The sequence below is a fragment of the Nocardia concava NBRC 100430 genome, assembly GCF_000308815.1.
Classification (GTDB): Bacteria; Actinomycetota; Actinomycetes; order Mycobacteriales; family Mycobacteriaceae; genus Nocardia; species Nocardia concava.
This window is the reverse complement of sequence record NZ_BAFX01000074.1, coordinates 19,918-41,470: the sequence shown is the minus strand read 5'-3', so window position 1 is coordinate 41,470 and position 21,553 is coordinate 19,918. Positions and strand designations below refer to the sequence as shown.

The 21,553-nt window shown below is 67.6% G+C and carries 20 protein-coding genes and 1 riboswitch; of the genes, 6 read left to right on the top strand and 14 right to left on the bottom strand.

The window, feature by feature from the left end; genetic code table 11:
* A complete protein-coding gene (locus ON43_RS14580) occupies positions 1-498 on the bottom strand; it encodes an Lrp/AsnC family transcriptional regulator (protein ID WP_218003269.1) in 498 nt (165 codons plus the stop codon).
* 99 nt (positions 499-597) lie between these two features.
* On the opposite strand from ON43_RS14580, the gene ON43_RS14575 reads away from it, so the two are divergent.
* The gene (locus ON43_RS14575) at positions 598-1,824 is read left to right on the top strand and encodes an MFS transporter (protein WP_051178434.1); all 1,227 of its coding nucleotides are present in this window, start codon (positions 598-600) and stop codon (positions 1,822-1,824) included.
* Here ON43_RS14575 and ON43_RS14570 read toward each other — a convergent pair.
* Positions 1,736-2,461: a carboxymuconolactone decarboxylase family protein gene (locus ON43_RS14570; RefSeq protein ID WP_040807822.1), complete on the bottom strand. Its 726-nt coding sequence runs from the start codon at positions 2,459-2,461 to the stop codon at positions 1,736-1,738. The two genes, ON43_RS14575 and ON43_RS14570, sit on opposite strands and share 89 nt — an antisense overlap.
* Positions 2,462-2,552: 91 nt before the next feature.
* On the opposite strand from ON43_RS14570, the gene ON43_RS14565 reads away from it, so the two are divergent.
* Positions 2,553-3,158 carry a TetR/AcrR family transcriptional regulator gene (locus tag ON43_RS14565; protein WP_040808104.1) on the top strand — a complete coding sequence of 202 codons (606 nt, stop codon included), beginning with the start codon at positions 2,553-2,555 and terminating at the stop codon, positions 3,156-3,158.
* A gap of 21 nt (positions 3,159-3,179) precedes the next feature.
* Here the strand turns inward: ON43_RS14565 and ON43_RS14560 are convergent, their stop codons facing one another.
* The gene (locus ON43_RS14560) at positions 3,180-3,896 is read right to left on the bottom strand and encodes an alpha/beta fold hydrolase (protein ID WP_040807821.1); all 717 of its coding nucleotides are present in this window, start codon (positions 3,894-3,896) and stop codon (positions 3,180-3,182) included.
* A gap of 127 nt (positions 3,897-4,023) precedes the next feature.
* A complete protein-coding gene (locus ON43_RS14555; RefSeq protein WP_040808102.1) occupies positions 4,024-5,046 on the bottom strand; it encodes a GlxA family transcriptional regulator in 1,023 nt (340 codons plus the stop codon).
* Between the two features lie 75 nt (positions 5,047-5,121).
* Between ON43_RS14555 and ON43_RS14550 the strand changes: the two genes are divergently transcribed.
* Together ON43_RS14550 and ON43_RS14545 are read left to right on the top strand one after the other, a co-directional pair.
* Entirely contained in the window at positions 5,122-5,742 is a 621-nt protein-coding gene (locus ON43_RS14550) for a TetR/AcrR family transcriptional regulator (protein WP_051178431.1), read from the top strand.
* A 99-nt stretch (positions 5,743-5,841) separates the two neighbouring features.
* The gene (locus ON43_RS14545; protein WP_040807820.1) at positions 5,842-7,704 is read left to right on the top strand and encodes a glycoside hydrolase family 5 protein; all 1,863 of its coding nucleotides are present in this window, start codon (positions 5,842-5,844) and stop codon (positions 7,702-7,704) included.
* A 59-nt stretch (positions 7,705-7,763) separates the two neighbouring features.
* Here ON43_RS14545 and ON43_RS14540 read toward each other — a convergent pair whose 3' ends face one another.
* The 8 genes from ON43_RS14540 to ON43_RS14505 form a co-directional block, all read right to left on the bottom strand.
* Complete coding sequence (locus ON43_RS14540; protein WP_051178429.1) at positions 7,764-8,420, bottom strand: AAA family ATPase; 657 nt, start codon at positions 8,418-8,420, stop codon at positions 7,764-7,766.
* A gap of 124 nt (positions 8,421-8,544) precedes the next feature.
* Positions 8,545-11,385, bottom strand: a complete 2,841-nt coding sequence (gene gcvP, locus ON43_RS14535) for an aminomethyl-transferring glycine dehydrogenase (protein ID WP_040807818.1) — start codon at positions 11,383-11,385, stop codon at positions 8,545-8,547.
* A gap of 161 nt (positions 11,386-11,546) precedes the next feature.
* A riboswitch (glycine riboswitch) is annotated at positions 11,547-11,642 on the bottom strand.
* Positions 11,643-11,772: 130 nt separating this feature from the next.
* Positions 11,773-12,339 carry a MerR family transcriptional regulator gene (locus tag ON43_RS14530; protein ID WP_040807816.1) on the bottom strand — a complete coding sequence of 189 codons (567 nt, stop codon included), beginning with the start codon at positions 12,337-12,339 and terminating at the stop codon, positions 11,773-11,775.
* 218 nt (positions 12,340-12,557) lie between these two features.
* The gene (locus tag ON43_RS14525; RefSeq protein WP_040807814.1) at positions 12,558-13,031 is read right to left on the bottom strand and encodes a bifunctional nuclease family protein; all 474 of its coding nucleotides are present in this window, start codon (positions 13,029-13,031) and stop codon (positions 12,558-12,560) included.
* Between the two features lie 67 nt (positions 13,032-13,098).
* On the bottom strand, positions 13,099-13,872 hold the full coding sequence (gene ftsR / locus ON43_RS14520; RefSeq protein ID WP_086007953.1) for a transcriptional regulator FtsR: 774 nt from the start codon (positions 13,870-13,872) through the stop codon (positions 13,099-13,101).
* Between the two features lie 44 nt (positions 13,873-13,916).
* Positions 13,917-14,384, bottom strand: coding sequence for a glycogen accumulation regulator GarA (gene garA, locus ON43_RS14515; protein ID WP_040807812.1), 468 nt, complete (start codon positions 14,382-14,384; stop codon positions 13,917-13,919).
* A gap of 185 nt (positions 14,385-14,569) precedes the next feature.
* Positions 14,570-14,968: a glycine cleavage system protein GcvH gene (gene gcvH / locus ON43_RS14510; protein ID WP_051178428.1), complete on the bottom strand. Its 399-nt coding sequence runs from the start codon at positions 14,966-14,968 to the stop codon at positions 14,570-14,572.
* Positions 14,969-15,041: 73 nt separating this feature from the next.
* Positions 15,042-15,668 carry a CDP-alcohol phosphatidyltransferase family protein gene (locus ON43_RS14505; RefSeq protein ID WP_040807810.1) on the bottom strand — a complete coding sequence of 209 codons (627 nt, stop codon included), beginning with the start codon at positions 15,666-15,668 and terminating at the stop codon, positions 15,042-15,044.
* A gap of 150 nt (positions 15,669-15,818) precedes the next feature.
* Here ON43_RS14505 and ON43_RS14500 point away from each other — a divergent pair, with 150 nt between their 5' ends.
* Together ON43_RS14500 and ON43_RS14495 are read left to right on the top strand one after the other, a co-directional pair.
* Positions 15,819-17,525, top strand: a complete 1,707-nt coding sequence (locus ON43_RS14500) for a GMC oxidoreductase (protein ID WP_040807809.1) — start codon at positions 15,819-15,821, stop codon at positions 17,523-17,525.
* 83 nt (positions 17,526-17,608) lie between these two features.
* On the top strand, positions 17,609-18,502 hold the full coding sequence (locus tag ON43_RS14495; protein WP_040807807.1) for a nuclease-related domain-containing protein: 894 nt from the start codon (positions 17,609-17,611) through the stop codon (positions 18,500-18,502).
* A 1-nt stretch (position 18,503) separates the two neighbouring features.
* Here the strand turns inward: ON43_RS14495 and ON43_RS42490 are convergent, their stop codons facing one another.
* Together ON43_RS42490 and ON43_RS14485 are read right to left on the bottom strand one after the other, a co-directional pair.
* Positions 18,504-19,157 (bottom strand): phosphatase PAP2 family protein, encoded by a 654-nt coding sequence (locus ON43_RS42490; protein WP_051178426.1) that lies wholly within the window; start codon positions 19,155-19,157, stop codon positions 18,504-18,506.
* Between the two features lie 47 nt (positions 19,158-19,204).
* A complete protein-coding gene (locus ON43_RS14485) occupies positions 19,205-21,355 on the bottom strand; it encodes an MMPL family transporter (RefSeq protein WP_040808095.1) in 2,151 nt (716 codons plus the stop codon).
* Positions 21,356-21,553 lie beyond the last annotated feature (198 nt).

The following is a 21,553-nucleotide window of genomic DNA, read 5'->3' as shown; positions in this document are numbered from 1 at the left end:
TCAGCGCTGCGGCCAGCCGCTCGGATTGCTCACGGGGCGGTCCACTTCCAGAGGCACGATCGAGCGGGTCTCGTATTGGGTGGACAGGACGATATGGGTCTCGATGGTGCCGTGCTCGCCGATGCGCTCGGCCAAGCCCTCGAAGTGCTGCAGGGAGGCGGCGCGGACCTTGAGGAGGGTGCAGTGGCTGCCGCTGAGTTTATGAACCTCCACGACCTCCGGATAGTCCTCGGCGGTGCTGGTCTTCAGCAGGCATTTGCCCAGGGCACAACGCAATTGGATGAACGCGAGGACCGGCAGGCCGGTGCGGCGCGGGTCGACGCGGGCCTCGTAACCGGCGATCACGCCCGACTCCTCGAGGCGGCGCACCCGATCGGCCACGGCGGGCGCGGAGAGGTGGACGCGGCGGGCCAATTCGTTGTACGAGAGGCGGGCGTCGGCTTGGAGCTCGGCGAGGATGTTCCAGTCGGTGTCGTCCAGGGGTTTGTTCGTGTGCAAACCGATTCCTCCTGAACGCCTTGCGATCGGCAGCCGAAGCGGCCGAATCTCCTTGACCATCATATTCTTTGCGGCCCGCACGGCTTCTAGCGTTTTCTCATGACCGCAATCGAGACCGAGCCGGTGCTGAAACGCCGGTGGCTGGTGGCATTGTTCCTGGGTGCCGCGGCAATGAGCCTGACCATGGTGACCGCCTCCACGATGGGCACATTGGTGGCCGCCGATGCTTTGGGCCCGGCCTGGTCGGGGCTGCCGAGCGCCGCCGGTGTGCTCGGAACCGCGCTCGGGGCATCGGGATTGACCGCGGTCATGGCACGCCGCGGTCGACGTGCGGGCCTGGTGAGCGGATACGCCGTCGGCGTGGCCGGTGGGCTGTGCGCGGTGCTGTCGACGGTGACGGTCTGGCTGCTGATCGTCGGCATGGTGCTGCTCGGCGTCGGCAATGCGGCGGCCCAGCTGTCCCGGTACGCGGCCGCCGACCTGCGGCCGGGACGGCCGGGTGCGCTGCTGGCCGTGGTCGTGTGGGCGGGAACCATTGGGGCGGTGGGCGGTCCGCTCCTGCTCGCCCCGCTGTCGGCGGCGGCACAGACGGTGGACCGCCCCGCGCAGACGGCCGTCTTCCTGCTCGGCACGGTATCCGTCACGGTCGCGGCCCTCACCGCTACCACCCTGCGCCGCGACACGTCCACCACTCCACCGGAGACTCCGCCCCAACGCCCGCCCATGCGGCTGGCCCTTACCTCCATGCTGGCCGCGCAGGTGGTCATGACCACGATCATGACCGCCGCCCCGCTCGCCATCCACCAGCACGGCCACGGCCTGCACATCGTCGGCGTGATGATCTCCGCCCACACCTTCGGCATGTTCGCCCTCGCACCCCTGTCGGGCCTGCTGTGCGACCGCTTCGGCGGCCGGCCCCTGATCGTGACCGGCCTTGCGCTGCTGGCGATCTCGGCCACCGCGGCCCCCGTGGCGGGCGCCGTCGGGGGTGCCCTACTCGCGATCGACCTGTTCCTGCTCGGCTACGCCTGGAACCTCGCCTACATCGGAGCCAGCAACCTGCTCGCGGGCAACCTCCCCGAGACCGAACGCATGCACATCCAGGGAGCCGTCGAATCACGGGTGTGGGGCGGATCGGCCCTGGCCACCCTCGCCTCGACCGCGGGCTACGCACTCGGCGGCTACGCCCTCCTGGCGGCCCTGTCGCTCATAGTCCTGGCCGTCCCCGCCACACTGCTCAGCCGAGCTCCCATGCCCCCTCGGCGGCGTGGGCGTGAAATGCCTTCCACGCCTGCCAGGCTCGCGTGGCGCCGAACTGCGCGTTGAAGCGCAGCACGTCCCGGACGTCGTCCACGGTCGCGCCGCCGCCGAGCGCCCGCTGAGTGTGGATGCGGAAGGTATCGCCCAGGGTCTGGTAGTGGATATCGATACTCATTGTGGTGAAGGCTCTTTCGCGAACCGTGAGGGTCCCCGGACCGGACGGCGTGCGCATCCGGGACTGGAGATCGAAGTAATCCAGGAAGTACGGATCCAGCTGAGCCAAGGTGGCGCGCGCCGCTTCCGGCAGCGGCGAGGGCGGAGCATCGGGGCCCGACGTCACCAGCTCGCCGGGCAGCGGTTCCACGGTCTCCGGAATCGGCAGGCCCAGCACCGTTTCCAGCTCGGCCAGGCGATCGAATGCGGCCAGCGCCGTATGATAGCCGCTGTCGTAGGAGATCAGGCGCAGCAGGGCGCGCACGTCTGCGGAGGTCACGCCGAGATTCAGTCCGTCGCGCAGGTGGCGTTCGAAAGGAAGCCCGAGGGCCTGGGCGCAGACGTCGGCGGTCAGGCGCAGGAACACCTTCTCCCGCTCGGACAAGCTGGATACCGCGTCGGCGTGCCGGACGCTGGCCGATTCCATCTGCGCGAACATCGAATCCAGTGCCGCGATATCGGTTTCGGCGGGCGGGGTGACTGCGGTCATGGCGACCACTCCTCATTTTATGAACATGTGTCGCGCTACAGCTGTAGCGCTATAAATGTAGCGCTATGACTGTCCAGTTACAATGCCGGTCATGGAAGAAATCTCGGCACCGCGCCGCCGCCCGAACGCCCGCGGACGCGGCGAGATGCTGCGGGAGGAGATCGTCGAGACCGCGATGCGAATGCTCGACGACCTCGCCGACGACGAGGCGCTGTCACTGCGCGCGGTGGCCCGCACCGTCGGGATCGCCGCCACCTCGGTGTATCTGCACTTCCCCGACCGGGATTCGCTGGTACTCGCGGTCGCCCAGCGCTGTCACGAGGAACTGGTGGGCGCCGGCGACGCCGCGGACGCCGCCGAGCAAGATCCCGCCCGCGGACTACGCGCGCGCATGCTTGCCCAAATGGATTGGGCCCAGCGGCATCCCGGCCTCTACAAGGTTCTGCACGAGAGTCTGGTGCACCGAAAGCTCGGCATGCCGTTCAAGCAGGTGATGGTCCAGCGCACCGTCGACGCCGTCCAGCGCTGCATGGACGCGAACCTGGCCCCCGCCGACGATGCGACCACCGTCGCCATCGACCTGCGCACCGCCGTGAACGGCATGCTCTCCCAACGCATCAACGAACCCGATATGCCCTGGCCCCCCGCCGACGAGCAGCTCGACCGCTTCCTCACCAAACTCGTCGGCCTCGATTGATCAGGGGCGCTTGCCCTTTGCTCAGCCGATCGCGCGTACCGCCCGCAGGATCAGCTCGGCGGCCGCGTCGGGCCGCGACACCGTGACCGCGTGCGAAGCGGCGATCTCGACGGTGTCGGCACCGGCACGCTCGGCCATGAAACGCTGAGCCTCCACGGGGATGTTCTTGTCCTCGGTGGTGAGCAGCGCGTAGGCCGGAATGGTCGTCCAGGCGGCGGCCGCGGCCGGTTCCTGGAGCGCCGCCACTGCGACCGGGCGCTGCGTCACCGCCATGGCGGCGGCGGTGGCGGCGGGAACATCCCCGGCGAACTGCTGCGGGAATTCGTCCCGGCGGATGTAGAGCTCGGTGGCCTCGGCGCCATCCGCCGCGGGATACGACGCGGGGCGGGTGGTCGGGCCGAGGGTCGAGCCCGGGAACTTGTCGGTCAGTTCCAGTGCGCTCTCACCCTCGGCGGGGATGAAGGCCGCCAGGTAGACCAGTGCCTTGACCTCCGGCTTTCCCTGTGCGGCAACGCTGATGACGCTGCCGCCGTAGGAATGTCCGGCCAGCACCACCGGCCCGTCGATGCTGTCCACGACGGAGGCGATGTAGGCGGCGTCGGAGGTGAGACCGCGCAAGGGGTTGGCGGCGGCGAGCACCGGGATGCCTTCGGCGGCCAGGATTTCGATGACGCCGTTGTAGCTGGAGGAATCGGCGAAAGCGCCGTGCACCAGAACCACGGTCGGGGCGGTCGTCATAGCGGGGTAACTCCTCGAGTCGAATCGGAGATCAGGCAGTGTCGCGATGGCCTGTGCCACAGCGGCTTTCATTTTCGTCCGGAAATATCGAACCGCGCCCCGCCGGATGGGCCGTGAAGTCCACGATTCAAGACACGGCGGCGATGGTGGTGTCCGGCCGGTCCGCCCAGCTCGCCGACCCGGTGGTCCGGAAGTGCTGTTGATAGGCGCGCGGTGAAATCCCCAGGCGCGCGATGAAAGTCCGGCGCAGCGCCTCACTGCTGCCGAAACCGGCGGCCGTCGCCGCCTCGGTCACCGACGCCCCGCTGTGCAGCAGGTCCCGGGCGACGCCGAAGCGGATGAAGGCCACGTATTCGGCCGGTGACCGCTCCAACTCGGACCGGAACAGCCGGGTCAGGTGCCGGACGCTGACCCGTGCGTGCGCGGCCAGGGTCTGCACCGTATGCGGGAAGGCAGGATCCGCGCAGATCAAATCGACGACCGTGCGCACCAGCGAGCTGCGCGGCACCGGCCCGGCCAGCGAGGCCGAGAACTGCGACTGCGTACCGGCTCGCTGCATGTACACCACCAGCAGCTGCGCCGTCTGCCGCGCCACCTCCGCACCGTGATCCTCCTCCACCAGCGCGAGCGCCAGGTCCACTCCCGCCGTGACACCGGCCGAGCTGTAGAGGTTTCCGTCGCGCACGAAGATCGCGTCGGCGTCCACCTCCACCGCCGGAAATCGGCGGGCCAGATCCGACGCGAACTTCCAGTGCGTGGTCACTCGCCGCCCATCGAGCAAACCGAGCTCGGCCAGCACCCTGGTGCCACTGCAGAACGACACCAACCGACGTGTGCGCGCCGACAGCCAGCGGGCCGCCGCCAGCACCTCCGGCGTCATGAACACCGACGCGGGCAGCTCACTGCCCGGAATCATCACCGTGTCGAACCGCCCGGCCTCCGCCGCGGCCCCGGACACCGCCACCCGCGCCCCGATCGAGGTCTGGACATCGCGGCCGTCCGGCGAGAGCAACACCACCTCATAGTCGTGCACGACCTGATTGGCCTCCATGAAAACGTCGGCGGGGCCTGCGAAGTCGAGCATCTTCACACCATCGAACATGAGGATCCCCACCCGGCGGCGGGTCGAATCGGAAGATATGGAGGACATATCCACCAGTATTCTGGAGGCACGCCTCCAGAACAAGTGGAGTGCGCCAGATCGCATATTGATACGGTGATCCCCATGGGTAGACCACGGCAGTTCGACGAGCAGACACTGCTCGATGCCGCGATCGAGCTCTTCTGGGCCCAGGGCTTCGACACCACCTCGGTGGAGGACGTCTCCCGTGCGACCGGCATCGGCAACGGCAGCCTCTACGGCGCCTACGGCAACAAGCGCGGCCTGTTCCTGGCCGCCTTCGAACGCTACTGCGACCAACGCGCCCGCTTCGTCTGCGAGGTCGTCGAATCCGCCCCCGGCTCGGCCCGCGCCGCCGTCCGTGCCCTCTGCCGGGCCGTCATCGACGACTGCGCCGCCCACCCGGACCGCCGCGGCTGCCTGATGATCAACAGCATCGCCCAGCTGGCCACCCGCATCCCCGAGGTCGCGACCATCGGCGCGCGCACCACCGCCGCCATGGAAAACGGTGTAGCCGAACGCCTCCGCAAGCCCATGGCCACCGCGGGCCCGATCGACGAAACCCTGCTCTCGACCTTGAGCGCCAACATCATCATGACCACCCAGGGCCTGATCCAGCTGAGCCGCATGGGCGTCGCCCCGTCCCGTTTGAGCGAAATCGCCGACATCTCGGGCGAAATTCTGCCCGCGGCCTGGGCCGACCATCCCTGCCGCTCAGGTGATTAACAAGAAAAGCTGATCAGCGGCCCGAATTTTGCTGTTTCAGAAATCGCGCGCCCGATCCTACGGTCGATCGGATTGGCTTCGCGATGATGAGGATTCGGAATGAGAAAGCTGGCCACGGTGCTGCTCCTGCTCGGGACGCTGGCGGTGCCGTTCATGAACGGCACCGCTCCCGCAACGGCTGACCCCGGGGGTCTGAAGGGCCCCTTGAGTACGAGCGGGCGATACATCGTCGATGCCGGCGGCAATCGGGTGAAGCTGAAGTCCGGCAACTGGCACGGGGCCAGCGGCACCTGGAACGGCAGCGGCGACGACGAGGTGGACGCCAACAACGCCGCCGAGGAGAACGGGCACCGGGCCCCGCTGGGACTCGACCGGGTACCGATGGCCAAACTGGTCGCGGACTTCAAGGCGCTGGGGCTCAACAGCATTCGCCTGCCGTTCTCGAACCAGATGATCACCGACACCCGCGCGGTGCAGGGACTGACCGTCAACCCGGAACTCAACGGACTGCGCCCGCTCGAGGTGTACGACCGGGCCGTCACCGCCCTCACCTCGGCCGGGCTCGGCGTCATCCTCAACAACCACACCACGAGTACGCGCTGGTGCTGTGGCGTGGACGGCAACGAGCGCTGGAATTCGGGCCAGTCCTGGGAGCAGTGGATCGACGACTGGGTTTTCATGACCGCCCGCTATCGCAACGATCCCGGCGTCATCGGCGCGGACCTGCGCAACGAGGTGCGCCGTGACACCTGGGACAACCCCAACTGGGGGCAGGGCGACAGCCACGACTGGGCCGACGCCACGCAGGAGGCGGGCGACGCCATCCTCACCAAGGGCAATCCGCAGCTGCTCATCATGGTCGAGGGCGTGAACTGGATGGGCATCCCCACCGACCTGACCTGGCACGAGCGGCCGATGCTGGAGCCGATCCAGCGACTGTCCACCACCTTGGTGACGTCCCACAAGGTCGTGTACGCGGTCCACTTCTACGGCTATATCGGCCCCAATCACACCGGCGGCACCGGCCTCGGCGGCGGTGAGACCCACGATCCGCGCTTCCGCGACATGTCGCGCGCCGATCTGTTCAAGTCGATGGACGAACGCGCGGGCTACGTCGCCACCACGGCCGACAAGCATTTCACCGCCCCGGTGTGGGTCAGCGAATTCGGTGTCGGCAAAACCGATTCCAGCGATCTCGACAAAGCGTGGTTCAAGAACATGGTCGACTACCTGATCGATCGGGATCTCGACTTCGCCTACTGGCCGATCGTCGGCTTCCAGCAGAGCGACAAGGGCAACTCCTGGGGCCTGCTGCGCTATGACACCGGCGGCGGGCTGCGCAAGATCACCGACGCGGACGACTGGCGCGGTGGGCATTTCGATCGCCTGATGGCCGCCAATGGATTCACCGGAAAGGTCGCCCCGGTTCGCAGCTGGTCCATGCTGCAGGGCATCCACGAGGACGACAACCGTTCGATCCGCGCCGCCGCGGACTGGGACGGCGGCGCGCACAAGATGGTGTGTCCCGACGGCCAGCGGTTGTTCGGTGTCACCGACCGCGGCCAGGGCGGGCTCTGCGGTGACGCCACCGTGAGCGACCTGTGGCAGCCCGGCGCCGACGCGGTCAAGGTCAACACCGAGAAGGTCACCACCGACTGGGCGAACGGCTTCACCAAATACCAGTGCGCCGAAGGCCAATTCATGCTCGGCTACAGCCTGCACGGTGACGCCATGTCCGCCATCCTCTGCGCCCCCGCCCGCCTCCCCCTGGCAGGCGCCGGACGCACCGTCTGGTTCGACCGTGGCGACAACCGTCCCGCCTCCGGCGAGGGCGGCGACTGGGCCAACGGCTATTACAAGGGCCAGTGCAACGCCAACGAGTACGTCGCCGGAATCGCCTTCTCCGGCAACAACAACCGAGGCAACCGCCCCCAGGCCCTCTACTGCCGCACCCTTCCCTGACCGTTGGCCACCCAAGGCTCCGCACCGTGAGCCTGCTTCCCTTTCCGCCGGAAGCAGGCTCACAGGCCGAGCACCGCGCCGACCCGGGCCGTCAGATCCTCCTCGGATATGTCGTCGACCTCGATGACGGGCAGCCCGAGGCGGGCGGTCTCCTCCCGAAGACGGTTGGTGAACAACCGATCCCGCTCCAGCAGATTGCGCGCGGCACGCTCCGGATCACCGGTCTTGCCGGGAATCTCCCAGCCGCGCCGGTCGAACGCTCTCCGGCGGAACTCGGGCGACGGAAGCAACCACACACCGCGGTCGTGCTCGGCGAGCAGCGGAGCCACCAGAGGCGGCAGCAGGCGGAATCCCTCTGCGATGACCCCGGTTTCGCCGGACACGCCCACCAGGTCGTCGACGATGAACCGAAATCCTTCACCCCGGAACCAATGGAAGGTGTCGAGCATCGTCTCCGGTGACCGCTCCACCCAGCGTTCATCCATGCTCATCGCCGAAAACCGGCTCAGCCAAGGCGAGTCGTCCCGAGTGCTCCGTGCGGCATGCGCCCGCATCGCCTCATCGGTCGAGTACACCCGCAACCCGTGCCGCGCAGCGAGATTCGCCGCGACCGTCGACTTGCCCGCACCGCTGCCCCCGCCGATCCAATACACGTGACGTAACCGCGCACGCAACGCCGCCGCATCACAGGACCGGTCACGCCCACCGACACCCATTCGACAAAACTATCCGTCCGCGCCGGTGACGGACCTCGAACATGACTCATCGGCCGAATGCCGAGTGCCCCTCCGGTTCCTGGAACCGGAGGGGCACTCGACCACGCTCATCGAGCCGCGCGGATCACTCCGCGTAGGCGTCCAGGGGCGGGCAGGAGCAGACCAGGTTGCGGTCGCCGTAGGCGCCGTCGATGCGACGGACCGACGGCCACACCTTGGCGCGGGCATGCTTGACACCCATGGGGTAGACGGCCTTTTCGCGGCTGTACGGGTGATCCCATTCGCCCACCAGGCATTCCGCGGTGTGCGGGGCGCCGCGCAGCGGGTTGTCCTCCACCGGCCAGACACCGGCCGCGACCTGGTCGATCTCGCCCTTGATGGCGATCATGGCCTCGATGAAAGCGTCCAGCTCTTCGAGGTTTTCGCTCTCGGTGGGCTCCACCATGAGGGTGCCCGCGACGGGGAAGCTCATGGTCGGGGCGTGGAAGCCGTAGTCGGCCAGGCGCTTTGCCACATCGTCGACGGTGACGCCGGTCTGCTTGGTGATCTCGCGCAGGTCCAGGATGCACTCGTGGGCGACCATGCCGTTGTCGCCGGTGTAGAGGACCGGGAAGTGCGGGTCCAGCTTGCGGGCAATGTAATTGGCCGAGGCGATGGCGGTGAGGGTGGCGCGGCGCAGGCCGTCGGCGCCCATCATGCGGATGTAGGCCCAGGTGATCGGGAGGATCGAGGCCGATCCGTACTTGGCGGCCGACACCGCGTGCGAACCCTTTTCGAGGGGATCGCCCGGCAGGTACTTGGCCAGGTGCTCGCGCACCGCGACCGGGCCGACGCCCGGACCGCCGCCGCCGTGCGGGATGCAGAAGGTCTTGTGCAGGTTCAGGTGGCTGACGTCGCCGCCGAACTTGCCCGGACGGGCCAGTCCGACAAGGGCATTGAGGTTCGCGCCGTCCACGTACACCTGGCCGCCCGCCTCGTGCACCAGCCCGCACAGCTCGGCCACCTCGTGCTCGTACACGCCGTGCGTGGACGGGTAGGTGATCATGATGCAGGCCAGCCGCTCGGCGTGGTCGGCGATCTTGGCGCGCAGGTCGTCGAGGTCGATATCGCCGTTGGGGCTGGTCTTGACGACCTCCACCCGCATGCCGACCATGGCCGCGGAGGCGGCGTTGGTGCCGTGCGCGCTGGCGGGGATCAGGCACGTATCCCGGTGCGAGTCACCACGATCCAGGTGGTAGCGGCGAATCGCGAGCAGGCCCGCGTATTCGCCCTGGCTACCGGCGTTGGGCTGCAACGAGACCTGGTCGTAGCCGGTGACCGCGCACAGCCAGCCCTCGAGGTCCTCGATCAGCTTGATCAGGCCCGGCGCGTCCTCCACCGGCGCGTACGGGTGCACCCGGTTGAAGCCGGGCCAGGTGATGGACTCCATCTCCGCGGCCGCGTTCAGCTTCATGGTGCACGAACCCAGCGGAATCATGCTGCGGTCCAAGGCGATGTCCTTGTCCGAGAGCGCGCGCAGGTAGCGCAGCATGGCGGTCTCGGTGCGGTACTTGGTGAACGCCGGGGCGGTCAGGAACTCCGAGGTGCGGACCTCGATGTGCGGGCGCTGCTTGCCGTGGAAGAGCGCGCCTTCGGGTCCGACCGGGATCTCCGCGCCGAAGCAGTCCAGCACCGCGACCACATGGGTGTCGGTGGTGACCTCGTCACACGCGATGGCGACGTGATCGGCGTCGACGAGCCGCAGGTTGATCCCGTGCCCCTTCGCCTTGGTCACAATGGCTTCCGCGCCGCCGGGCACGTTCACCAGCACGGTGTCGAAGAAACTCTGATGCACGACCGCGTCGCCGAGTCCGGCGGCCAGCCACTGCGCGTGACCGTGCACGCGACGCGCCAGCGACCGCAACCCGTCGGCGCCGTGGTAGGAGGCGTACATGGCGGCCAGAATCGCCAGCAGCACCTGCGCGGTGCAAATGTTCGAGGTCGCCTTCTCGCGACGAATGTGCTGCTCACGGGTCTGCAGCGCGAGCCGGTAGGCCAGGCTGCCGTCCGCGTCCACCGACACACCGACCAGTCGACCCGGCAGCTGGCGCGCGTGCGCGGAGTGCACCGCGAGGTATCCCGCGTGCGGCCCGCCGAAGCCCAGCGGCACACCGAAGCGCTGCGTGGTGCCGAAGCACGCGTCCGCGCCCTGCTCCCCCGGCGGCGTAATCAGTGTCAGCGCAAGCAGATCCGCGCCGACCGCGACCAGTGCGCCCCGCGCGTGCGCGGCCTCGATGACCGGAGCCCAGTCCACGATCCGCCCGGAGGCGCCCGGCTGCTGCACGATCACACCGAAGAACTCGCCCTCGGGCAGCGCCTCATCGGCCAGGTTCGCCTCGACGATTTCGATGCCCAGCGGCTCGGCGCGCGTGTACAGCAGCGTCCGGGTCTGCGGGAACAGGTCGGTGTCGATGAGCAGCCGCTGCGACTTGCTCTTGCGGTTGGCCCGCTGCAGCAGAGTCATGGCCTCGGCCGCCGCGGTGGCCTCGTCCAGCATGGATGCGTTGGCCACCTCCATGGCGGTCAGGTCCGCGACCATGGTCTGGAAGTTCAGCAGCGCCTCGAGCCGGCCCTGGCTGATCTCGGGCTGGTAGGGCGTGTACGCGGTGTACCAGGCCGGGTTCTCGATGAGATTGCGCAGCAACACCGGCGGGGTGAGGGTGTCGTAGTAACCGAGCCCGATCATGGAGGTGGCCACGGTGTTCGAACCGGCCAGCGCCGCGAGCTCGGCGAGGGCCTCGTGCTCCGACAGCGCCGGGGGCAGCGCGTCGAGACCATTGCCGGCGGGCGCGTCCAGAATGCTGGCGGGCACGGCCTTGGTGGCGAGTTCGTCCAGCGACTCCACGCCCACGGTCTCCAGAATGCGGCCGGTCTCACCGCTGTCGGGGCCGATGTGGCGGTCGGCGAAGGATCGAGTCCAGATCACGGCTGCTCCAAGGGGTGGGCGGGGTGCCGGTCCGAAAACCGGCGCTTCGTCTGCCCTCCCCCTCTGTCCTCGATGCCTGAGAGATTCGGACCCCGGCCTTGCGGCCGTTGACCTTTCACCATGGGCGGGTGACGCGCGGCCACCACTTTCCAGAGGCGTCGAAACTCCGCACGGTCCCTTGTGCCTGAGAGATTGACGGGGAGGTGCTGCTCCTTCGGCGTCCGAGGCTACCCCCGGAACTCTCCCGCACGGCTGCGACGCACTGCCAGTTTAGAGGGCGTCAAGTTACAGGAATGTTGCCTGGGCTGCGTTTCACATCGCGACCGGATCCGGACAACGAAAATGCGCGCCGCCCAACGGGCGACGCGCATCCGAAAACAGGGTCTTCTAGCCGGTCTTGCTCATCCGGGCCTTGCGACGGAAGGACAGCTCGTCCTCGGGGCGATCCGAGGTGGAGCCCGCTTCGGCGCGCTCGGCCGGGAAGTTGGCGATGGCCCCGGTCAATTCGCGCATCGCACCGCTGACCGCGATGCCGAAGACGCCCTGTCCGCCCTGCAGTAAATCGACCACTTCCTCGGCGGAGGAGCACTCGTAGACGGTGGTGCCGTCGGAGAAGAGGGTGATGCCGGCGAGGTCTTCGACCCCGCGGCTGCGCAGGTGGTCCACGGCGATGCGGATGTTCTGCAGCGAGATGCCGGCGTCGAGCAGGCGCTTGACGATCTTGAGGACCAGGATGTCCTTGAACGAGTAGAGGCGCTGGCTGCCGGATCCGGTGGCACTGCGGATGGACGGGACGACCAGTCCGGTGCGGGCCCAGTAATCGAGCTGGCGGTAGGTGATCCCGGCCACCTGACAAGCGCTGGGCACGCGGTAGCCGACGAGTTCGTCCGGCACCGTGTCATCGGGGAACAGCCCTGGCTGCACCACATCCTGAGGTTGCGGTTGATCTCCCACTGACTACTCCCTTACTGCTTGCCTATCAGGGCTGGGCTCTGTCAATCGACTCTGGAGCGTTGGCCTATCAATCGAGGCTACTCTCCTGATTGTTGCGGGAGAATCGGGTCCGTCCAAGCATGATCGGGCCGCGTGTTTTTAACCCTAAACCTGAGGTAGAGACACGGATTTGTCTCGTTTCGAGCTCAGACCAAGATCATCGCCAGGTCAGAAGTTGGTCAGCTGTCCGTGGCCTTGAAATCATCGGGAGATACCGATTCGAGAAACTCCTTGAACTTCTCGACCTCGTCCTCGCGCTCGTCCGGCATAACCAGTCCGGCCTCCTCGAGCACCGGCTCCTCGGCATAGATCGGGCAGCCCACCCGCAGCGCGATGGCCACCGAATCCGAGGGCCGCGCGGAGATGCGTAGATCGTTCTCGAAGACCAGATCCGCGTAGAAGGTGCCCTCCTGCAGATCCACGATCCGCACTTCCTTGAGGGTGTGGCCGAGCTCCTTGATCAGGATTTTGATCAGATCGTGGGTGAGCGGGCGGATCGGTGTCACGCCCTCCTGCTCCAGCACGATCGCGGTGGCCTCGGCCTGCCCGATCCAGATCGGTAGATACCGGTCGCCGGAAACCTCTCGGAGCAACAGCACGGGCTGATTCTGTGGCTGTTCGACACGGATGCCGATCACACGCATTTCGCTCATCGCACTGCCTCCCAAATCCACACCGGCCGCCAGCCCCCGGCTGTAATACCGAGTCTAGGCGAAGATTTCAGCCGCCGAGGGAAGCGCGCACAGAGGTCTTCACCAGGCAGGTGTGCAGCGTCAGCGACAATGCCGCCAACTCGCGCACCGTCTCCTCGGCCCGCGCGCGGGCATCGGCGTCGCGGCTCTTGGCGATCGGGGCCGCGATCTGCGCGACCATGGCGGCCTCGCGATCGGCGGCCAGCTTGAAGGCGCGCAGATGCCTTGCCTCCAAACCGAATTCGCTCAGCGCCTTGGCGGTGCGGGCCAGCGTGACCGCGTCACCGTCGAAATAGCCTGCCGCGCCGGGGGTGATGAGGTTGGCGCGGATCAGTTCGGTCAGGAACTTCTCGTCGATACCCGCCTGGTCGAGCAGATCCGCCCGGGTGATCCGGATTTCGTGATCGAACCGGAGTTCCTCGGGCGATACCTCACCGGGCACCGCGTTCAGCCGCCGCAGGCGGCCGTTCCCGTTGGCGGCCAGCCCATCTGTCGAATCGGGCATGGCCGCGACCCCTCCCACGGCGTTCGCCCGGGCCCGGGCCTCCCGGACCCCGAGCGTCGCCGCCCCACTGTCGATCGCTTCGAGCTGTTCCTTGATCACCTTCAGGGGCAGGTACTGATCCCGCTGTGCGGTCAGCACGAAGCGCAGGCGCTCGACGTCCGCCACGTGAAAGCGGCGGTACCCCGAGGGCGTGCGCTCCGGGCTGATCAGACCCTCCGATTCCAGGAATCGGATCTTGGAGATGGTGATGTCCGGAAAATCCGGACGCAGGAGATCCAGCACGGAGCCGATCGACATGCCTCCGCGCGTCCACTGCGCTGCGCCAGTCATTCCGCTCGGCCCTATAGCGTCGAGTCGCTCGCCGCCGGCCGCGGACCCGTCAGGAAGACGAGGCGGAACTTGCCGATCTGGACCTCGTCACCGTTCTGCAGCTCCGAGGAATCCACCGGCTCCCGGTTGACGTAGGTGCCGTTGAGGCTGCCCACGTCGACCACCTGGAAAGTGTCGTCGTCCTGGCGGAATTCCGCGTGGCGACGGCTGACGGTGACATCGTCAAGGAAGATGTCGCTGTCGGGATGGCGTCCCGCCGAGGTGGTCGGCTGGTCGAGCAGGAAGCGCGAACCGGCGTTCGGGCCACGCTTGACCACCAGCAGGGCCGCGCCCGCGGGCAGGCCCTCCACTCCCTGTACCGGCTGCTCGCCGGTCTGCTCGGTGCGCGACGTGTCGACCTCGTTCAGGAAGTCGGCGCGGAACACCGAAGTGGTCTCTGCTGCCGTCTCCTGGTAACCCGGGTCCTTGTTCTCGCTCACCCTTGCTCTCCTCCTCGAACCGAATAATCCATGCAAGCAATTGGTGCCCTCAGCGATGCGGCACTCCGGCCGCTCCCCGCTTCGGGTAGTTCCGGAAACTCCGGGCACCGGCTGCGCGCACTTCTGTTGGCATTGACCGTACCCTGCCAGGGCGTACCCGTGCAGGTAGAACTGTGAAGGCTCCTTCAGCCTCCGATAACTCCTTGATAACCTGCGGCATCCAGGAGCTTTCCGAGTGCGGCGTCGAGCGCCTCGGCGGAGTCGGTCTCGATCTCGAACAGCCAGCCGTCGCCGTAGGGCTCGGAGTTGACCGTCTCGGGCTCGGCGTCCAGAACCTCGTTCACCGCAACGACTTTCCCGGCGAGCGGGGCGTAGATGTCGGACACGCTCTTGGTCGACTCGATCTCGGCGATGCTGTCACCAAGCGCGACATCGGAGTCCACGCCGGGCAGCTGCACGAACACGACGTCACCGAGCTGCGACTGCGCGTAATCGGTGATGCCCACCCGAACCCGGGTCGGACCCACTTTGCTCACCCACTCGTGCTCTTCGGAGTAGCGCAACTGCTCGGGTACTGCGGTCACTGGCAGTGTCCTTTCAACGGGCGTTCCTCTCGGGATCGTCGTCGATCCGTCGGGCACACCCTATCGGGAGTGATCATGGTGTGGCACGGGCGGTATCGCTCGGGCCCGCGGGCGGGATCGCTCGGGCCACGGCGACGGCCTTGCCGACGTAGAGGATTCCGGTCCAGACGTAGACCGCCGTGCCCCAGACCAAGAATGCCCCACCGAAGGCGCGGCCGAAACCCGCGGCGGCCCAGTCCATCTGACCGGCGAGCAACCACGGCAAAGCGGACATGAGGGCGAAGGTGGCGGCCTTGCCCAGGTAGATGACGTCCGGCGGGGGCAGGTCGCGGCGCTTGTAGATGCCGAGGGTCAGGGTCAGGATGGCGTCGCGGCCGACCAGGATGACCACCACCCACCAGGGCAGGATGCCGCGAATCAGGAAGCCGCCCAGGGTCGCCAGCAGGTAGAGGCGGTCGACCAGCGGATCGAGCAGGGCGCCCAGTCTGGACGATTGGTCCAACAGGCGCGCCAGCTTGCCGTCGAGCCAGTCGGTGACACCGCTGAGGACCAGCAGGGTGAAGGCCCAGCCGTCGGCCTTCTCGACCAGCAGCAGCCAGAGGAAAACGGGGACGCCGATGAGCCTCAGCACGCTGAGGATATTGGGCACCGTGAATATCCGGTCGCTGTAGACCGGTTCGGCGTTCCGCTCGGTAGTCACAGACCGGTCTTACCTCAATCACTCCGGCATCACCATCCGGGCACGCCGCCGCGCCGCCCAGGTACGGAAGAGATATGGTCTGCGCCATACAGAGGTGAGAGAATCGGACGCGATCCTTCTCATCCAGGGGTTGCAGGGAGAGGAAAGACCATGCCCGACTTCGACTACGACGTCGTCGTTATCGGTTCCGGATTCGGGGGGAGCGTTTCGGCGCTGCGGCTGACCGAGAAGGGCTACCGGGTGGCCGTGCTCGAATCCGGCCGCCGGTGGAACGCCGAGGACATTCCCAAGACGAACTGGAATGTGCGCAAGTCGATCTGGGCGCCGCGGCTCGGGCTGACCGGGACGCAGCGGATCAGCGTGCTGGGCAAGTGCGCGGTGTTCTCCGCCTCGGGGGTGGGCGGCGGGTCGCTGATCTACGGGAACACCCTCTACGAGCCGCTGCCGGCGTTCTACAGCGACAAGCAGTGGGCGCACATCACCGACTGGCGCGAGGAGCTCGCGCCCTATTACGACCAGGCGCAGCGCATGCTGGGTGTCGCGCCGAATCCGCGCATGACCCCGGCCGATGACGTGATCCGTTCGGTGGCAGAGGATCTCGGGGTCGCCGACACCTTCCACGCCACCAATGTGGGCGTGTTCTTCAATGAGGCCGAGCCGGGCGTGGAGGTGGCCGACCCGTACTTCGGCGGGGTCGGGCCGCGGCGCAGCGGCTGCATCCACTGTGCGCGCTGCTTCACCGGCTGCCCGCACAATGCCAAGAACACCACGCCCAAGAACTATCTGTACCTGGCCGAGCAGGCCGGTGCGCACGTGTTCGCGCTGACCACCGCGACCAAGGTGCGGCCCATGACCGGCGGCGGGTACGCCATCGAGACGCAGCGCTCGGATCGCTGGGTTCGCAAGGGGCGCAAGGTGTTCACCGCCGAGCAGGTGGTGTTCGCGGCCGCGGCGCTGGGCACCCAGAAGCTGCTGCACAAGATGCGCGACGAGGGTGTGCTGCCGAATCTGTCGCCGCGGCTGGGCGAGCTGACCCGGTCCAACTCCGAGGCCATCCTGAATGTGGTGAGCAAGGCGCGCGACGATTTCGCCGAAGGCATCGCCATCACCTCCTCGATCCATCCCGAACCCGACACCCATGTCGAGGTCTGCCACTACGGCAAGGGCCAGAACGGCCTGTTCCCGCTGTCGGTGCCGCTGGTCGACGGCGGCGCGTTCCGGTTCCTGCGGTTCCTGCTGGCCATGGTGCTGCATCCGGTGGTGTTCGCGCGCAGCCTGAATGCGCGCCGGGCCTCGGAGAAGTCGGTCATCCTGCTGGTCATGCAGTCCCTCGACAACTCGCTGACCTCGTTCCGGCGGTGGGGGCAGCTCAAGACCAAACAGGGCACGGGCAAGCCGAATCCGACCTGGATCCCGCTCGCCCACGAGGTCGGGCGGCGGTTCGGGGAGAAGGTCGACGGGGATGTGCAGATGCTGGCCATGGATGTCTTCAATATCCCGGCCACCGCGCACTACATCGGCGGCTGCGTGATCGGTGAGGGGCCGGAAAGCGGTGTGGTGGACCCGTATCAGCGGGTGTTCGGCCATCCGGGCCTGCACATCGCCGACGGCTCGGCGGTGACGGCGAACCTGGGCGTGAACCCGTCGCTGACCATCACCGCGCAGGCCGAGCGCGCAATGGCGTTCTGGCCCAACCGAAACGAGGCCGACACCCGTCCGGAGCTGGGCGCGCCGTACCGGCGCATCAACCCGGTCGCGCCCAAGCACGCGGTGGTGCCGGACTTCGCGCCGGGCGCGTTGCGGCTGCCCATCTTCCCGACCGACTACCCCACCGATCCGGCGCTGCCGGTGAATTGAGCGCGGCGGCGTGCCCGGCGGTAGTTTGGGGCGTTGTGCCCGTACCATTCCCGGTATCGATTCGACGAGGAAGGTGAGAGCCGATGCTCGTCCGAGTGCAGAACGCCGCCGGCACCCACGCCGAGAAGGTGCTCATCGATTGGATGCGCACCTGGAAGGGCACCACCGATCCCAAGGGTGTCGCGACCGTGAATTGCAGTCTGTTCCACGGTGATCGGCTGCATCCCTTCGACGCGGTGGTGTGGACTCCCAACAGCTGTGTGGTGATCGAGGCCGAGGCGCTCTCGGAGAAGCTCGACGGTGAGCTCGAGGTTCCCGTCAACGGCCCGTGGCGGGTCGGCGACCGGATCATCGGCTTCGAGGGCGGTGACAAGCGCACCCCGCTGGACAAGTCCCGCGATCACACCTTCGCGCTGCAGAACTGGCTGGCCGAGCGCGGGCTGGGGCAGCGCGTCATTCACGGCATCGTGCTGGTGGTGCCGCCGCCCGGGTCGAATCTGCGGGTCAAGCAGCTGTGGAGCGATCCGAGCTTCCAGGTGCTGCTGGGCGACGAACGGGCGCTGCGCGACCATTTCACCAGCCTGCTCTCGCGCGGGCGACCGCAATGGTCGGCCAATGACGTGGCGTTCGCGTTCCGCGGCCTGGGCATCCTGCCGTATCTGCCCTCGCCGCAGGACCTGCTCAACGAGGGTTTCCTGGGTCCGATCGACGTGACGCTGTGGCACGGCGGGCCGCAGCAGGCCCAGGCCGAGGCGTACGCGGAGGAGCAGGCGCGACTGGAGCGCGAGGCCGCGATGGCCGGGCACGGCCTGCACATTCCGGAGCCGTGGTTCAGCCCGCGCAAGCTCTACCCGCGCACCGGCGACCGGATCGAGGTGGGGCGCGGGTTCATGCGGGTGATGCTGACGCTGGGCTTCATCATCGCGCTGGTGTGGGGCGTCTGGTTCGTCGTCGCGCTGGCCTGGACGACGCTCTAGCTCAGCGTGAAATCGGCTGTGCCGGAGGCATAGCCGTGAAGTAGCGGAACGGCAGATACAGCGCCGTCACGAGTGCGACAGCGGCCGCTGTACCGCCCAGAACGTCGGTCGGATGGTGGTATCCGAAGCCCACCATGCCGATCATGACGGCCGGCAGCACCACGATCATGACGATGGTGGTGACCGCGCGGACGCGCGCGGAATCGCTCACCAAGGCGAAGGCGGTCGCGACGGCCACCAGTTGGACCGTGTGGCCGCTGGGGTAGGCGAGGTAGTGCTGGAGCTCGCGGCCCCAGAACGGCTTCAGCGCAAAGGTATTCACCGCCACCACCAGCTCGGGGGCCACCAGCGCGAAGCCCGCCTGCCACCACTGCCGCCGATAGGCGAACCAGGCGGCGGAGGCGAGCAGCATGGGCAGGACGACATAGCTATCGCTGGGGAAGATCAGCACCGAGTACACCCACCGGTGCGCGTCCAGGACCGAGTGAATGTCGCGTTCCAGGGTCAGGTCCAGGCTCGTCGACCCTCCCCCGGGCGGAAACGACAGCGGCACAAGCAGAGTGACGACCACGCCCGCCAGCAACAGGGCGGGCAGGGCGGCGCGACGGGGCCAGGTGCCGGGCTGCGCCGGGGCGGGGGCGGTCGATCTGGTCACGCCTGCACGATAGCGACGGTCCCTGCGTCACTCTCGCAGGGCAGGTGTCACTCTCGCAGGGCGGCTCGTTCCAGGAGTCGGCGCGAGCGGGCGGGGGCCCACCAGTTGGCGGTGCCCATGACGCGCATGAAGGCGGGCACCAGCACCATGCGGACCAGGGTGGCGTCCATGAGCACCGCCAGCGCCAGGCCCAGGCCGAGCATGCGGTTCATGGTGACGCCGCTGGCGGCGATGCCCGCGAAGACCACGGCCATGAGCAGGGCCGCGGCGGTGACGATGCGCCCGGAGCGGGCGATGCCCAGGGCCACGGCATTGTCGTTGTCGGCGCGGGTCTTCGCGGACTGCTCCCATTCCTCGGTGAAGCGGGCAAGCAGGAACACCTCGTAGTCCATGGACAGGCCGAAGGCCACACAGAACAGCAGGACCGGCAGGGTGGCGATGGTGTATCCGGTGGATTGGGTGCCCAGGCCGCCGAAGTGGCCCCACTGGAAGATCCACACCAGTGCGCCGAAGGTCGCCGACAGCGAAAGCGTATTGAGCGCCAGGGCTTTCAGCGGCAGCACGACACTGCCGGTGAGCAGGAGCAGCAGCACGAAGGTGACGATCGCGATCCAGGCGACGGCCTTGGGGAAGCCCTGGGCGATGCCCTGCCCGGCGTCCTCGGTCTGCTGGGCGAGGCCGCCGAAGAGCACCGGAGCGGGCGCTGCCACGGCACGCAGAGCGTCCAATTGCCGTTGTGCCGCTTCCGAATAGGGGTCGAGTCGGGAGTCGACGGACAGGTGCACGGTATCCGGACCGATCGCTGTGGGATCCCCCGGGCCGACGAGCTGGCCGTTGCGGAAAGTGCCCGATTGACCGACGACCGCGTCGACATCGGCGACCTTCGACAGCTCGGCGGCATAGGCGATCGAGTCGTTCCGCACGCCGCTCAGAATGATCTGCACGGTCCCGGTCGCGTTGTCGTCAAACCGATCTCGCAGCACATCACCGACCTGACGGGATTCGAGCGTGCCCGGCAGGACGCGGTCGTCGGGCAGACCCAGTTTCAGGCCGACGATCGGTGAGCCCAGCAGCAGGAGCAGAGCCAGGACCGGCAGGGCGTACAGCGCGGGCCGCCGTTGTACGCGGCGTGCCATCCGGTACAGCGGGCTGTGTTCGACAGGCGCCGCCTCCCGCAACGGTTTCCGGTTGATGCGGTCGCCGAGCAGCATGAGCAGGGCGGGCACCATGGTCAAGGTCAGCAGGATGGACAGGGCCACCACCGCGAGCCCGGCCGAGGCCAGCGAGCGCAGGAAGGCCATGGGGAAGAACAGCATTCCGATCAGCGCGATGCCGACGGTGCTGCCGGAGAAGGCGACCGCCCGGCCACCGCGCTGCATGGCGACGGTCAGGGCCTCGGTGCGATCACTCCCCCGCGCGATCTCCTCGCGATAGCGTCCGATGATCAGCAGCGAGTAGTCGATGGCCAAGGCCAGGCCGATGGCGGTGGTGATATTGAGCGCGAACACCGACAGCTCAACCACATAGGTCATGAGGTACAGCACCGCGCTGGCCCCCGCGATGGCGACCACGCCGGTGACGAACGGAATGAGCGCCGCGACAAGACTTCTCAGGAACCACACCAGCAGGAGAAAGGTCAGCGGCAGCGCGATGGCCTCGGCGACGGCCAGATCCTTCTGGGTCTGCTGCCCGGTGTCGCGCCACACCATGGCCTGTCCCCCGGCCCGCACGGTGACACCGTCGCTGTCTCCGGTGAATTCGGATGCCAGCTCGTGGGCGATGCCGGGAGCGTTGTTCTCGTCGCCGAGCACGGTGGCCACGATGAGCCCGATCTTGCCGTCCTTGCTGAGCAGCGCCTTGCTCAGCATCGGATCGGTCCACGGCGAGACCGCCTTCGAGATCCGCGAGTCACCCTTCAACTGCTGGGCGATCTCCTTGCCGCGGCCGCTCGCGGCCGGACCCGAAGCGCCGCCGGGCGATTCGACCGTGAGCACCAACTGCATCCCGGACATGCCGTAATCGCGTTCCAGAATCCCGGCGACCCGCGCCGACTCCGACTCCGTGGACACGAACCCACCATTGGTCAGCCGCGCCGCCGCCTGCGAACCCAGTGCCCCGCACAGCACGAACGCGATCCCCACCAGAACCAGCACCAATTTCGGCGTCCGCAGCGCCGGTGTGATCAACCGATCGATCATCGCGTGCCCTCACCGTCGTGCGATCGGACGCGTACCGAGATCATGACTCCCCCTCGCGGCAAAGCGATCCCCCCGCTCGCGCGGGGACGATATCGATCACATCTTGGGGTACGACAGCATGTAGTAGTGCGAGTGTGGTCAACCTCTCAACGATGCACAGCGGCAATCAGGTTCAGTGTGAACGGCCGCGCCCGGCGG